The organism is Neisseria sp. P0008.S002 (genome assembly GCF_051962805.1).
Lineage (GTDB): Bacteria > Pseudomonadota > Gammaproteobacteria > Burkholderiales > Neisseriaceae > Neisseria > Neisseria perflava.
Genome location: NZ_JBQCUY010000009.1, coordinates 63,305 through 77,507, shown reverse-complemented (window position 1 = coordinate 77,507; position 14,203 = coordinate 63,305). Strand labels below are relative to the sequence as shown.

The 14,203-nt window shown below is 49.6% G+C and carries 11 protein-coding genes; 6 read left to right on the top strand and 5 right to left on the bottom strand.

Features of this window, described 5'->3' with window-relative positions:
* The first annotated feature begins 57 nt into the window (after positions 1–57).
* Positions 58–768: a GrxB family glutaredoxin gene (locus ACTHSA_RS10070; RefSeq protein ID WP_004520658.1), complete on the top strand. Its 711-nt coding sequence runs from the start codon at positions 58–60 to the stop codon at positions 766–768.
* Between the two features lie 57 nt (positions 769–825).
* On the opposite strand, the gene ACTHSA_RS10065 is transcribed toward ACTHSA_RS10070, so the two are convergent.
* Genes ACTHSA_RS10065 through ACTHSA_RS10055 form a run of 3 tightly spaced genes read right to left on the bottom strand, consistent with a single transcriptional unit; the run spans position 826 to position 4,312 of the window.
* On the bottom strand, positions 826–1,344 hold the full coding sequence (locus ACTHSA_RS10065; protein ID WP_004520659.1) for a PqiC family protein: 519 nt from the start codon (positions 1,342–1,344) through the stop codon (positions 826–828).
* A complete protein-coding gene (gene pqiB, locus ACTHSA_RS10060; RefSeq protein WP_049344638.1) occupies positions 1,344–3,005 on the bottom strand; it encodes an intermembrane transport protein PqiB in 1,662 nt (553 codons plus the stop codon). Before pqiB ends, ACTHSA_RS10065 begins: the two co-directional genes overlap by 1 nt.
* A complete protein-coding gene (locus tag ACTHSA_RS10055) occupies positions 3,002–4,312 on the bottom strand; it encodes a paraquat-inducible protein A (protein WP_083307445.1) in 1,311 nt (436 codons plus the stop codon). The genes pqiB and ACTHSA_RS10055 overlap by 4 nt, the downstream gene beginning before the upstream one ends.
* Positions 4,313–4,716: 404 nt before the next feature.
* On the opposite strand from ACTHSA_RS10055, the gene ACTHSA_RS10050 reads away from it, so the two are divergent.
* Both ACTHSA_RS10050 and ACTHSA_RS10045 read left to right on the top strand, forming a co-directional pair.
* Positions 4,717–5,340 carry a biliverdin-producing heme oxygenase gene (locus ACTHSA_RS10050; RefSeq protein ID WP_004520663.1) on the top strand — a complete coding sequence of 208 codons (624 nt, stop codon included), beginning with the start codon at positions 4,717–4,719 and terminating at the stop codon, positions 5,338–5,340.
* Positions 5,341–5,515: 175 nt separating this feature from the next.
* A complete protein-coding gene (locus tag ACTHSA_RS10045) occupies positions 5,516–7,888 on the top strand; it encodes a TonB-dependent hemoglobin/transferrin/lactoferrin family receptor (protein ID WP_070624814.1) in 2,373 nt (790 codons plus the stop codon).
* A gap of 77 nt (positions 7,889–7,965) precedes the next feature.
* Here the strand turns inward: ACTHSA_RS10045 and mnmC are convergent, their stop codons facing one another.
* Complete coding sequence (gene mnmC / locus ACTHSA_RS10040; RefSeq protein WP_070624812.1) at positions 7,966–9,576, bottom strand: FAD-dependent 5-carboxymethylaminomethyl-2-thiouridine(34) oxidoreductase MnmC; 1,611 nt, start codon at positions 9,574–9,576, stop codon at positions 7,966–7,968.
* A gap of 125 nt (positions 9,577–9,701) precedes the next feature.
* On the opposite strand from mnmC, the gene ACTHSA_RS10035 reads away from it, so the two are divergent.
* On the top strand, positions 9,702–10,292 hold the full coding sequence (locus ACTHSA_RS10035) for a tyrosine-protein phosphatase (RefSeq protein WP_070588085.1): 591 nt from the start codon (positions 9,702–9,704) through the stop codon (positions 10,290–10,292).
* A 73-nt stretch (positions 10,293–10,365) separates the two neighbouring features.
* Here the strand turns inward: ACTHSA_RS10035 and cysE are convergent, their stop codons facing one another.
* Positions 10,366–11,184: a serine O-acetyltransferase gene (gene cysE / locus ACTHSA_RS10030; RefSeq protein WP_004520667.1), complete on the bottom strand. Its 819-nt coding sequence runs from the start codon at positions 11,182–11,184 to the stop codon at positions 10,366–10,368.
* A 150-nt stretch (positions 11,185–11,334) separates the two neighbouring features.
* On the opposite strand from cysE, the gene grpE reads away from it, so the two are divergent.
* Together grpE and dnaK are read left to right on the top strand one after the other, a co-directional pair.
* Positions 11,335–11,895, top strand: coding sequence for a nucleotide exchange factor GrpE (gene grpE / locus ACTHSA_RS10025; RefSeq protein WP_049336248.1), 561 nt, complete (start codon positions 11,335–11,337; stop codon positions 11,893–11,895).
* A gap of 304 nt (positions 11,896–12,199) precedes the next feature.
* The gene (gene dnaK, locus ACTHSA_RS10020; RefSeq protein WP_049336246.1) at positions 12,200–14,128 is read left to right on the top strand and encodes a molecular chaperone DnaK; all 1,929 of its coding nucleotides are present in this window, start codon (positions 12,200–12,202) and stop codon (positions 14,126–14,128) included.
* Positions 14,129–14,203 lie beyond the last annotated feature (75 nt).

Genomic DNA, 14,203 nt, shown 5'->3' with positions numbered 1-14,203 from the left:
TTGCCATTGTAACAGTTTATTGCCGACAGCCCTAGATTTGTATGCGAATGTGGCACTATGTTTCAGGAAGCCTTGTTTCAGACGGCCTTGGGTGTTATGGTTAACCGTTTTGAAATTTTAAGGAGTATTTCGATGAAACTGTATATTTACGACCATTGCCCGTTTTGCGTTCGTGCAAGGATGATTTTCGGCTTGCGCGATGTGGCGGTGGAGGAAGTTGTCTTGGCTAACGATGACGAAACTACACCGATTGGCATGATTGGCTCAAAACAAGTGCCGATTCTGCAAAAAGAAGACGGTTCGTTTATGGGCGAGAGTTTGGATATTGTCCGTTACATCGATCAAGGCCGTCTGAAAGAAGAAGTTCGTCCAGAAGTACAGGCTTGGTTGGACAAAGTGGGTGAATACAATAACAAACTGGTACAGCCGCGCATGGTCAAAATTGGTTTGCCCGAATTTGAGACCGATGAAGCGAAAAAATACTTTATCGACAAAAAAGAGAAAAGTATCGGCAATTTCGAGACTAATCTGAATAAAACGGCACAATATCTGGAGCGTCTGCATCAAGACTTGGCAGAGCTGGAAGCGCTGGTGTGCGAAGGCGAAGGCTTGGGCGGTGAAATCAGTTTGGAAGATATCCTGACGTTCCCTATTTTGCGCAACCTGACCGTTGTGCGTGGTATCCAATGGCCGCAGAAATTGATGGATTATTTGTTGGCGATGAGCGAACGTTCCGGCGTGGCTTTGTATTTTGACCGCGCGTTGTGATGAATGTTTGAAACATAAAAAAGGCCGTCTGAAAGTTTTTTCAGACGGCCTTTGGGTTTAATAGGCAATCGTATCGGCAACCTGTGACAAACCGTTTTCCAACGATTCGAGCATGGCGGTATAGCCGTCGCCTTGTTGCGGCGTGATGGCGTTAAACGGTTTGCTGCGTCCGTCCGGCCATTGTGCATAACCGCTGATGGTGGTCTGCCCCTGATAGCTGCCTTGGAAGGCTTCGATATAGACTTTCAGGGTTTGGCTGCTTTGGCTACGTGAAGCAGGCACAAAGGTGCGATGCGGATTGAGGCGGTTGAGCTTGTTGCTGAGGTTTGCCGCCAATGCACCATCGAGCGGAGCCGCCCAAAGGTGGTTTTTCGCCAGATTCACATGATAGGCATCGGTTTGGTAAACGAGGCCGCCGTTGGCAAGCGGTTCGGCAAGGTTGACTTTGACCGCGATTTCGTTGCCTTGTGCAGCCGGACGGATGTACTGGCTGTCGGGTAGGACGAAATATTGTGTGCTTTGCGCAGTGCCGCAGGCGGCAAGCGTCAGGGCGGCGGCAATCGGGAAGAGGCGCATTATCGGCTTCCTTTCGGGATAGGGTCTTTGCTGCTGCTGTTAAAAATCAGCGCGTTGGGTTTTTCTTTCAAAGTATTAATCACGGGTTGAACGTCTTTTAAGGTTTTGTCCAAACTTTGCAGCGTATTTTGTACGTCGCCGTAGATAGGCGATTGAGGCGATACGCCTTGCAGGGTTTGACGCAACTCTTTCAGGGTTTGGTTCAACTCGTTCGGAATGTTTTGTGTCTGCGGTTTGCTGACCAGTTTGTCGATAGAGCTTAGGGCGGCATTGGCAGATTTGAGTGTGGACTTGAGTTCGGCAAGCGAACCGTTCAAGCCGGCAACGGTTTTATCCAATGGCAGATTGTTGAACTTATCTAACAAGTCGGCCACTTTTGCCTGCAAATCGTCCAAACCGCCGCCTTGGGTTGCGATAACGGTATCGCCTGCATAAACGGTATGCGGTCGCAGCTTAGGCGAGGCGGAAGGCTGATCGTTCAACTCAATCATTTTGCTGCCGGTCAGCAGGTTGTTACTGGAGATGGTGGCGGTCAGGCCTTTGTTTAGGGCCGTCTGAAATTGTTGTTTCCAATGTTCTTTACTTTGCTCGTCGGCATTGATTTCCAAACGGGAAGGCTCGATGCGGATACGCACGGGAATCCAACCGTTTTCAAATAAGTGCAGGCTGTCATTGCGGTCGAAATAAGGGACATCGGAAACCACGCCGACATTCAGGCCTTTGTATTCGACAGGCGAACCGGCAGTCAGGCCGCGTACGGATTGTTTGAAGAATGCAGTGTAATACAGCGAGCGGTCGTCAGGCAGATTGGCCACTTCGCTGCGGCTGTCATAAAGCGTGAAGCTGTCTTCGCTTTTGACGTTTTTGCTGTCGCTTGTTTTAGGCGAGTCAAAGGAAATCGCACCGGACAGCAGGGCAGGCAGAGGGGCGGAGTTAAGTTTGACACCGCTGCCTGTGGTTTCGATATTGATGCCACTTTCCAGCCAAAAACGGCTGGCGGAATTAATCAGTTTGTCGTTGGGGCTTTGGATGAAAATGGTGTAATGCACGCTTTGGTCGGACGGGTCGAAATGCGCGCTTTCTACTTGGCCGACCATAAAATTTTCATACAAAACCGGGCTGCTGACGTTGAGGATGCGGTCGTTTTTGCCGATCAAATTCAGGCGCAGGCCGCTTTGACCGATGGCGGCAATCGGTGGAATGTCTTGGACGACAAATACATCTTTGGTTTCTTGGCTTTTGCCTGGTGTGAATGCGATATATGAGCCGGAAAGTAAGGTTCCCAAGCCGGTAACGCCGCTTTGGTCGATACGTGGTTTGACCACCCAAAATTGGGTATCGCTGCGGATAAGGTCTTTGGCATCGGCGCTGAGCTGTGCAGTGACTTCCACGCCTTTTTGGTCGTCGCGCAATTTGATGCGGGTAACGTGTCCGACATCGACGTTCAACACTTTAATAATGGTGTTGTTGACTTCGATGCCTTCGGCACTGTCCATCAACAGCGTAACGACAGGGCCGCGGTTGCGGATGTCTTTAACCAAAAGCCAGCCGCCGGCAATCAGCGCAATCAGCGGAATCAGCCACACGATAGACGTGAAGACATTGGTTTTCTTGACACGCGCCGGGGCGTGATAATTGGGTGAAGAATCGTGTTTTTTCATTGTGTTAAGGTCTGCTCAGAATCAAGGCCGTCTGAAAGCTGCTGTTGCTTGTCCCAAATCAGACGGGGATCGAAATAATAGGCCGAAAGCATGGTCAAAATAACAACCAGGCAGAAGTAAATCGCCGCACCACCCGGCACGACGCGCGCCATATTGGTGTGGAACGAACTCATCAAAATAATAATCACAAAAATATCAATCATCGACCAGCGGCCGATGGATTCGGTGATCCGATACAAAACCGACATCTTTTCCGCGCTCATCACGGGTTTGAAGTATGCGGAATAAATCAAAACCGCCATCGCAATAATCTTCAAAACCGGCACCATAATACTGGCACTAAAGATAATCACGGCAATCAACCGATCGCCATCGTCCCACATATAAACAATGCCGTTGAAAATCGTGTTGATCTCCAAAGCCGTCGGATTGGACGAAATCATAATCGGCAGGATGTTGGCAGGGAAATACAGGATAAACGCCGCCATTAAAAACGCCAGCGAAATGCTCAGACTTTTCGGGCGGCGGCGGTATAAGTCTGCACCGCATACGCCGCAAGGTTGCTCGTTTTTATTGCGGAAATACAGGCAGCGGCTGCAACAGATTTTGTCTTCAGTGGCCGTCTGAACCGCATGGCCGCCGGTTAAACGGTGAATCTTATAATAAACCCAATGCTGCGGAATCGATACCGAAGTCCGAATCAGCATGACCGACAACGGAAACATCAGGTAAAACGCCGAGCCGAACTCTACTGTAGCAACGGACGAGAGCTTGATATACGCCACCAAAGTGGAAATGAAAAACACATCCACCATGATCCAATGACGTAACCGCACCAATACACGCGTCGCAAAGCGCAGCGCAGGGTAGGCCTTTTCGCGTATCAAAGCCGTATAAACATACAGGCAGAGCAGTAAAAACAGTAAAGGCGCGCCGAAGGTGAGGATAAACATCACTTCCGCCAGAAAACCATAATCCAGCGAAATCAAAAGCCGCATCATTTGCGGCAACGACAAAATCGATGTCACGCCGAACAAATCCACACGGATATACACCATATTGTAGGCGAAAGCCATCAGAATCAAGGTTGTCAGCGCATAGGCAATCGGCGCGATATACGGATTGTTTTCTACTTCCACAATTTCATGGTTGCATACCGGACAATGCGCTTCCTGTCCCTGACGCAGGCGCGGAATATCCATACGGCAGCCGCAATCCGGGCATTCCACCGTATGTGCAGGCAGCGTCGCATCAGGAAGATAAGACTTGTAGCGCCACCAACGATGGTAGGCAGGAATCCGTTTCATGGTTCGGCAGGGGATAAAGAAGGTGCAAAGAGTGTCGCATTATAAAGGAAAACAGAAGGATAGCTCAAATTTAGGTCGATATTTGATTGAATGGCAGCTGCTTAATAAGGTTTGGGCCGTCTGAAAAGTTTGAAAAGGGTTTAGAAGGTTATTGCTATGGGCTGTTAAATTTTATTAATAGGTCTTAGTTTGGTTTATTGTTATTATATTAAAAATAAGATATATTCTCATTAATTAAAAACACGATGAGTCTTGTAGATCTGTGGAAGGTACGCGGTCAACGAATCTGAAGCAGGTTAAAAATTATCTTCTTTGTTTTTAAAACGATTCTTTTTAAATTAGACGGTATTTTTAACTATAAAGGCCGTCTGAAACCATTAGTCTCTTAATTCAAAGGAAACATCATGAGTGAAACACAAGAGCTGACTTTCGCCAAACGCTTGAAAGAGCAAACCACGACAACGCACGACAGCGTTGATAACTTGGTTATGTCCGTTCAGCCTTTTGCCAGCAAAGAAAACTACATCAAATTCTTGAAACTTCAATCTGTTTTCCACAAGGCTGTCGATCACATCTATAAAGATGCCGAATTGAACAAAGCCATTCCAGAGCTTGAATACATGGCACGTTACGATGCCGTGACTCAAGACTTGAAAGACTTGGGCGAAGAGCCTTACAAATTTGACAAAGAATTGCCACACGAAACCGGTAATAAAGCCATCGGCTGGCTGTATTGCGCCGAAGGTTCTAATTTGGGCGCGGCATTCTTGTTCAAACACGCTCAAAAACTCGAATACACCGGCGAATTCGGCGCACGCCACTTGGCCCCGCATCCAAACGGCCGAGGCAAACACTGGCGCGCATTTGTCGAGCATCTGAACGCTTTGAACTTGACTCCGGAAGCTGAAGCGGAAGCCATTCAAGGCGCGCGCGAAGCTTTTGAATTCTATAAAGTGATTTTGCGCGAAACCTTCGGTTTGCCGGAAGGTGCGGAAGCGCCTGAAGGTATGACGCCGCACAGACTCTAAAAAATAATTAAATCAAACAGACAAGGTCTCGGCGTGGATGTTTGCAGGGGCCTTTAATTACACTACAAAGTTTTGTCTGAACGGGTTGCTGTCTTATTAATCATTAATGATTATCAGAAAATTTATTATGTATTAACTGATGGATGAACAATCCATTACATCTTGAGTTGATAATATGAAACCATTACAAATGCTCCCTATTGCTGCGCTGGTCGGCAGTATTTTCGGCAATTCAGTCTTGGCAGCGGATGAAGCTGCAACCGAAACCACACCCGTTAAAGCAGAAATAAAAGAAGTCCGCGTTAAAGGCCAGCGCAATGCGCCTGCAGCCGTGGAACGCGTCAACCTTGGCCGTATCCAACAAGAAATGGTACGTGACAACAAAGACTTGGTACGTTATTCCACCGACGTTGGCTTGAGCGACAGTGGCCGCCATCAAAAAGGCTTTGCCGTACGCGGCGTGGAAGGCAACCGTGTCGGCATCAGCATTGACGGCGTAAACCTGCCTGATTCTGAAGAAAACTCGCTGTATGCCCGTTATGGCAACTTCAACAGCTCGCGTCTGTCTATCGACCCCGAACTCGTGCGCAACATCGAAATCGTGAAGGGTGCAGACTCTTTCAATACCGGTAGCGGTGCATTGGGTGGCGGCGTGAATTACCAAACCCTGCAAGGTCATGATTTGCTGTTGCCTGAGCGTCAGTTCGGCGTGATGATGAAAAACGGTTACAGCAGCCGCAACCGCGAATGGACAAATACACTTGGGTTCGGTTTGAACAACGACCGCGTGGATGCCGCTTTGCTGTATTCGCAACGTCGCGGCCATGAGACTGAAAGCGCGGGCGAGCGTGGTTATCCGGTAGAGGGTGCCGGCAGCGGAGCGAATATCCGTGGTTCTGCTCGCGGTATTCCTGATCCGTCCCAACACAAATACCACAGCTTCTTGGGTAAGATTGCTTATCAAATCAACGACAACCACCGTATCGGAGCATCTCTCAACGGTCAGCAGGGCCACAATTACACGATCGAAGAGTCTTATAACTTGACCGCTTCTTCTTGGCGCGAAGCCGATGACGTAAACAGACGGCGCAATGCCAACCTGTTTTACGAGTGGACGCCCGATTCGAATTGGTTGTCGTTGTTGAAAGCGGACTTCGATTATCAGAAAACCAAAGTAGCGGCGGTTAACAACAAAGGCTCGTTCCCGATGGATTATTCTACCTGGACGCGCAACTACAATCAGAAGGATTTGGACGAAATCTACAACCGCAGCATGGATACAACCTTCAAACGCATTACATTGCGTATGGACAGCCAGCCGCTGCAACTGGGCGGGCAGCACCGCCTGTCGTTCAAGGCCTTTGCCAGCCGCCGTGATTTTGAAAATTTAAACCGCGACGATTATTTCTTCAGCGGCCGCATCGTCCGAACAGCCAGCACCATCCAGCATCCGGTGAAAACCACCAACTACGGTTTCTCGCTGTCCGACCAAATCCAATGGAACAATGTGTTTTCAAGCCGTGCGGGCATCCGTTACGACCACACTAAGATGACGCCTCAGGAATTGAATGCCAACTGTAATGCCTGCGACAAAACACCACCTGCAGCCAACACTTATAAAGGCTGGAGCGGTTTTGTCGGCTTGGCTGCACAGCTGAGTCAGACATGGCGTTTGGGTTACGATGTAACTTCCGGTTTCCGCGTGCCGAATGCGTCTGAAGTGTATTTCACTTACAAACACCGCTCAGGTAACTGGTTGCCTAATCCGAACCTGAAAGCCGAGCGCAGCACCACCCATACCCTTTCTCTGCAAGGCCGCAGCGAAAAAGGTACTTTGGATGCCAACCTGTATCAAAGCAATTACCGCAACTTCCTGTCTGAAGAGCAGAAGCTGACCACCAGTGGCGATGTCGGCTGTACTCAGATGAATTACTACTATGGTATTTGTAGCAATCCTTATTCCGAAAAACTGGATTGGCAGATGCAAAACATTGACAAGGCCCGAATCCGGGGTCTTGAGCTGACAGGCCGTCTGAATCTGGACAAAGTAGTCTCTTTCGTACCTGAAGGCTGGAAGCTGTTCGGCTCGCTGGGCTACGCGAAAAGCAAACTGTCGGGCGACAACAGCCTGCTGTCCACTCAGCCTCTGAAAGTGATTGCCGGTGTCGATTACGAGAGCCCGAGCGAGAAATGGGGCGTGTTCTCCCGTCTGACTTATTTGGGTGCGAAAAAAGCCAAAGACGCACAATATACCGTTTATGAAGACAACGGCTGGGGTACGCCTTTGCAAGAAAAAGTAGTAGATTATCCATGGCTGAACAAGTCGGCTTATGTGTTTGATATGTACGGCTTCTACAAACCGGTGAAAAACCTGACCCTGCGTGCAGGCGTGTATAATGTGTTCAACCGCAAATACACCACTTGGGATTCCCTGCGCGGCCTGTACAGCTACAGCACCACGAACTCTGTGGATAAAGACGGCAAAGGCTTAGACCGCTACCGCGCCCCTGGCCGCAACTACGCCGTATCGTTGGAATGGAAATTCTAATCAGTTAACGGATAGCTAAAGGCCGTCTGAAAGTTTTGATGACTTTCAGACGGCCTTTTTTATTTAAAACGAAATCTTTAAACGGATAACAACGGCTGCTGCCGAACAATCGCGCGGATGATGGCGCGGTTGGGGTGCAGCGCGGTTCTCAGCCTTTGCGATAGCGGATGCGGCAAACCGAGTATTTCGGCCGCAATGGCGGCGGCGCAGATGGGGGCTGTCGCCAGGCCTCGCGTGCCATGTGCCGTATTGATGTAGGCATTGGGCAGGTAAGGGCAGGGGATATTGTCGAGGCGATAGTTTTTGTCCAATGCCAGTTTGGCGTAGGCGGACTGCATGGCAACGATGTCGCCGAGTGCGCCGACAACGGGCAAGTGGTCGAGGCTGTCGCAACGCAGGGCGGCATGGCCTTGTGTGTCTTGAAGGCCGTCTGAACACGAATTTTGCTCAAACAGGGATTGTGCCAATGGCGGATTGAGCTGTTGCAGGGCGGAGCGGTTTTCGGTTTCTTCGTTTGGATACCAAGTTTCATCGTTGCTGTTGAGGATAAATGTCGCGCCGTAGCAGTGGCGGCCTTGCCAGTTCGGGCTGATGTAGCTTTCGCCGGAAATGGCGCAACGCAGTTTTTGTGAAAACAGGCTGGCGGACACAACGCCGGTTTGTCCGCGGATTTGGCGGAAAGGCAGGGCGGAGACGTTGGTGTCGGTGGCATTCGGGCTGTGCGCGCCCATGCAGTAAACGATATGGCTGGCGTTGAAATGTGCGTCCGGTGTGTGTGCCGTCCATTGTGTGCCGTCATGCGATACGGCGGTCAGCGGCGAGTGTTCGTGCAACTCAATCAGCGGATGATTCAATAAGGTATGCACGACGGCGGGCGGATTCAGCCATACGCCTTGCGGCCAATAAAGGCCGTCTGAAAATACGTCTATGCCTGCAATGTGCGCAGCCTCTTCGGCAGATACGCTGCGGTAGAGGTGTTTATGCTGGTGTTGCAAACCCAAGGCCTGATTGCGTTTGCGTTCGCTGTCGTCAAAATTCAAATGCAATACGCCGTCGCCGCCCCATACGTCGGAGTCGGGCAGCAAGTCTTCCAACAATCGGCGCGTGTAGCCGTAGCCTGTCAGCAACAGCTCGGTTTGTTCGGTATCGTGTGGCGATATTTTGGCGTAGAGCAAGCCTTGGCGGTTGCCGCTGCCTGCCTGCGCCGCTTTGCCTGCCTCCAAAACCGTAACGCGTACGCCGTGCTCCGCCAGTTTGCGCGCGGTCGCTGCGCCGGCAATGCCTGCGCCGATGATCAGGACGTGTTCGGGTGCAGTTTGATGTTCAGGCCGTCTGAACCAAGGTTTTAGGGGAGTTGGGGCGGATTGGGGTATGGCTTCGGTTTGCCATTCGATATGATGGAAATGTTCGTGTAAGCGGTCGGCGCGGTGTGGCGGAACCAGCCAGAGATGCACATCAGGCAAGAGGTTTTCTAAAACGTTGACGCTGTTGAACTGAAGGCATTTCATGGTTTGAGCGAGACGGTTGTTCAGACGGCCTTCAAGCTCGGAGGGATGATTTGACAGCGGAAAATTGGGAATATGGTTTTCAGGCAGGCAGACAATCAAATAAAGCGGCGCGGTATGTTGTTCGATGGCGCGGCAAAGGGTAGCAAGGGTGGGTGTGGTGTTCCAAGCAAGGCAGGTCATGATGAAAGGCCGTCTGAAAAAAGAGGCTTTATTGTAACGCGGTTTGCGCGGATAGAATATCCGAACGGGTTTTGATAGAATCGTATGATATTTTGATTTTCAATTGATTTTCATACAGGAATTTTATGCGCCGTCTTTTATTGTGCCTTCTCGCTTCCGGCTTGCCCATCGCTTGCTCGTCCGCGCCGCCGGATAACGGCAACAAAGCCGTTCAGTCCGAACGCTGGGCAACCCCCGTCAAACACGATGCCAACCTTTATCGCATCGACGACAAGCTTTACCGCAGCGAGCAGCCTGTTGTCGAAGATGGCGAAGCCATTGTCAAGCTGGGCATTCAAAGCGTGATCAACCTGCGCTTTTTCGACCGCAACGATGACGATCATTTGAAGGCGTATGGTTTGACCTTGCTAAACCGTCCGTTGCTGTCATGGAGCATTAAGCCGAAAGAGATTGCGGAAATCCTATACCTGATTGAAAAACAACAGCAAAACGGCGCAGTGCTTATCCACTGTTATCACGGCGCGGACCGTACCGGTTTGATTGCCGGAATGTACCGCATCATTTATCAAGGCTGGCCGGTGGAAGAGGCAAAAGCCGAAATGCAACACGGGCCTTACGGTTATCACAGCATTTGGAAAAACATTGCCAATTTGTTTACCAAAGAGAAAGTCAAGCAGGTTAAAACGCATTTGGAAGTCTTGCGCAAACGCGATTAACACCAAGATTTAAATCATAAAAGGCCGTCTGAAAGAACAAATCTTTCAGACGGCCTTTTAAATGGCAGATTGCTTAAATCACAAAATCCGTTGTTGATAATTGAATGCTTTGATCCATATCGGCAGACGGAGTTTTGGAAGAGCGGCCGACCGGTTTGGCCGGTACGCCGACAACGGTAATCGAAGACGGCACGTCGGCAACCACCACGCTGCCTGCGCCGATTTTGGCATTTTCGCCGATGCGGATGTTGCCCAGAATCGAAGCGTTCGCACCAATCATCACGCCATTGCCGATTTTTGGGTGGCGGTCGCCGCTTTCTTTGCCCGAACCGCCCAGCGTTACGCCGTGGAGGATGGAAATATTGTTGCCCAAGACGGCGGTTTCGCCGGCCACAAAACCGGTGGCATGGTCGAGCATTAAACCGTGACCGAAACGGGCGGCCGGGTGAATGTCGACACCGAAGACTTCCGACATGCGGTTTTGCAGGAAATACGCCAGCGTTTTACGGCCGTTTTGATAGAGCCAGTGGTTGATGCGGTGTGCCTGTACGGCGTGGAAGCCTTTGAAATACAACAGCGGCAGCGAATATTCGTCACAAGCCGGATCGCGCTCGTAAATGGCTTTCAAGTCGGCCTCGACACATTTGCTGATACGGGTGTCCACGCTCAAAGCCTGCTGATAAATTTCAAACAGCGCGCGCACATCCATAATCGGGCTGCCGAGCTTGCTGGAAAGATGGTAGGCAAGTACCGAATCGAGCGAATCGTGGCGCAACACGGTTTGATGCAGGAAGCTTGCCAGCATCGGTTCGGCCGCGGCGGCAGCTTCGGTTTCTTCGCGGATGGTGTGCCACAGATTAAAATCGGTTGAATTCAAATGGTCTTTTTTCATATTCGAGGCCGTCTGAAGAATAAAATCAGATGGCTATCTTACCGTTTTCCAACGTCTTTTAACAAGGCATTTGATAATCGACGTTCAAATGCTTGAAGTTTTTTCAGACGGCCTTATATATGAAACATCGAATATCAACACGCTAAAAGGATGTCAGAAATGACGGAGCATAACGAACAACATCAACACGAAGCAGAAGAAGCGGCAGCCGTAGAAACTGCCGAAACCGTTGAAACCGAACAAGCAGAACCGACTTACGAAGAGCTTCAGGCGCGTGTCACCGAGTTGGAAGGCCAACTCAAAGACAGCGAGTTGCGCGGTTTGGCAAACGAGCAAAACCTGCGCCGCCGCCATCAGCAAGAAATTGCCGATACCCATAAATTCGCCGGACAAAAATTTGCGGCCGAAATGCTGCCTGTCAAAGACTATCTTGAAATGGCGCTGCTCGACCAAAGCGGTAATTTCGATGCCCTGAAAATGGGCGTGCAAATGACTTTGAACGAGCTGCAAAAAGCATTTGATGCCACACACATTAAAGAAATCAACCCACAGCCGGGTGACAAACTCGATCCGCACCAACATCAAGCGATGCAGGCAGTCGTCAGCGAGCAAGAGCCGAATACCATCGTCAGCGTGATGAAAAAAGGCTACACACTATCTGACCGTGTGCTGCGTCCTGCGATGGTTGTCGTGGCGAAAAAAGAAGATTGAAGGCACCGCTTGATAAAGTTTATCAAGCATAAAATCTTCAGACGGCCTTATCTGGTTTTAAAGCCTGATGTTCCGCTATTGGAAAATCATTCCGATAAACCGGAATCGGAAAATTAAAGCCGGCCATCTGAAAAAAGAATAAACGGCTTGTGGATAAATAAATCAAATACTTGAATTTAATTTAAAAAAAAATTCAAATTAAGCCTTGAAAAAAAATGAAGCAACCTTATTTACAAGCCATCGGAACGAAATGTTCCACAGGATTATTAATTTAGAAAAGTTTATTTATTAGGAGCAACATAATATGGCAAAAGTAATCGGTATTGACTTAGGTACAACCAACTCTTGTTTGGCCATTTCTGAAAACGGTCAAACCAAAGTCATCGAAAATGCAGAAGGTGCACGCACCACTCCTTCCGTTATCGCTTATTTGGACGGCGGCGAAGTCCTCGTCGGCGCACCGGCAAAACGCCAAGCCGTAACCAACGCTAAAAACACCATCTACGCTGTAAAACGTTTGATCGGTCATAAATTTGAAGACAAAGAAGTCCAACGCGACATCGAATCCATGCCTTTCGAAATCATCAAAGCCAACAACGGTGACGCATGGGTGAAAGCGCAAGGCAAAGAGTTGTCTCCGCCGCAAGTTTCCGCAGAGGTCCTGCGCAAAATGAAAGAAGCCGCTGAAGCTTACTTGGGTGAGAAAGTCACCGAAGCCGTGATTACCGTTCCTGCCTACTTCAACGACAGTCAACGTCAAGCGACTAAAGACGCAGGTCGCATCGCAGGTTTGGACGTAAAACGCATCATCAACGAGCCGACCGCTGCCGCTTTGGCATTCGGTATGGACAAAGGCGACAACAAAGACCGCAAAGTAGCCGTATATGACTTGGGTGGCGGTACTTTCGATATCTCCATCATCGAAATCGCCAACCTCGACGGCGACAAACAATTTGAAGTATTGGCTACCAACGGCGATACTTTCTTGGGCGGTGAAGACTTCGACCAACGCTTGATCGACTACATCATTGACGAGTTCAAAAAAGAACAAGGCATTGATTTGAAACAAGACGTAATGGCTCTGCAACGTCTGAAAGAAGCTGCTGAGAAAGCTAAAATCGAATTGTCCAGCGGTCAGCAAACTGAAATCAACCTGCCATACATCACTATGGACGCAACCGGTCCGAAACACTTGGCCATGAAAATTACCCGCGCCAAATTCGAAAGCCTGGTTGAAGACTTGATCCAACGTTCTATCGAGCCTTGTAAAGTTGCATTGAAAGATGCCGGCTTGAGCACCAGCGACATCGACGACGTGATTTTGGTCGGCGGTCAAAGCCGTATGCCGAAAGTACAAGAAGCCGTTAAAGCCTTCTTCGGTAAAGAGCCTCGTAAAGACGTGAACCCTGACGAAGCTGTTGCCGTAGGTGCAGCGATTCAAGGCGAAGTATTGAGCGGCGGCCGTAGCGACGTATTGCTGCTGGACGTAACTCCTCTGTCTTTGGGTATCGAAACCATGGGCGGTGTGATGACCAAGCTGATTCAAAAGAACACTACTATTCCGACTAAAGCGTCTCAAGTGTTCTCTACTGCCGAAGACAACCAAAGCGCAGTAACCATCCACGTACTGCAAGGCGAACGCGAACGCGCTTCTGCCAACAAATCTTTGGGTCAGTTCAACTTGACCGACATCGCACCTGCACCACGCGGTATGCCACAAATTGAAGTTACTTTCGACATCGACGCCAACGGTATCTTGCACGTTTCTGCCAAAGACAAAGGTACTGGCAAAGCAGCCAACATTACCATCCAAGGTTCTTCAGGTTTGAGCGAAGAGGAAATCGAACGCATGGTAAAAGATGCCGAGGCCAACGCTGAAGAAGATAAAAAACTGACTGAATTGGTCGCTTCCCGCAACCAAGCCGAAGCTCTGATTCACTCTGTGAAAAAATCTCTGGCTGACTACGGCGACAAACTCGACGCTGCCGAGAAAGAAAAAATCGAAGCTGCGTTGAAAGAAGCTGAAGAAGCAGTTAAAGGCGACGACAAAGCCGCTATCGATGCCAAAGCCGAGGCTTTGGGCGCAGCCAGCCAAAAATTGGGCGAAATGGTTTACGCTCAAGCGCAAGCCGAAGCACAAGCAGGCGAGGGCGCACAAGCCGAGTCTTCAGTTAAGAAAGACGACGACGTTGTAGATGCCGACTTTGAAGAAGTAAAAGACGACAAAAAATAATTGATGCCATCTGAAAAAAAGCGCGAATCGAAAGGTTCGCGCTTTTTGTCGTTTGGGAAATGTGTAAAGACGTTT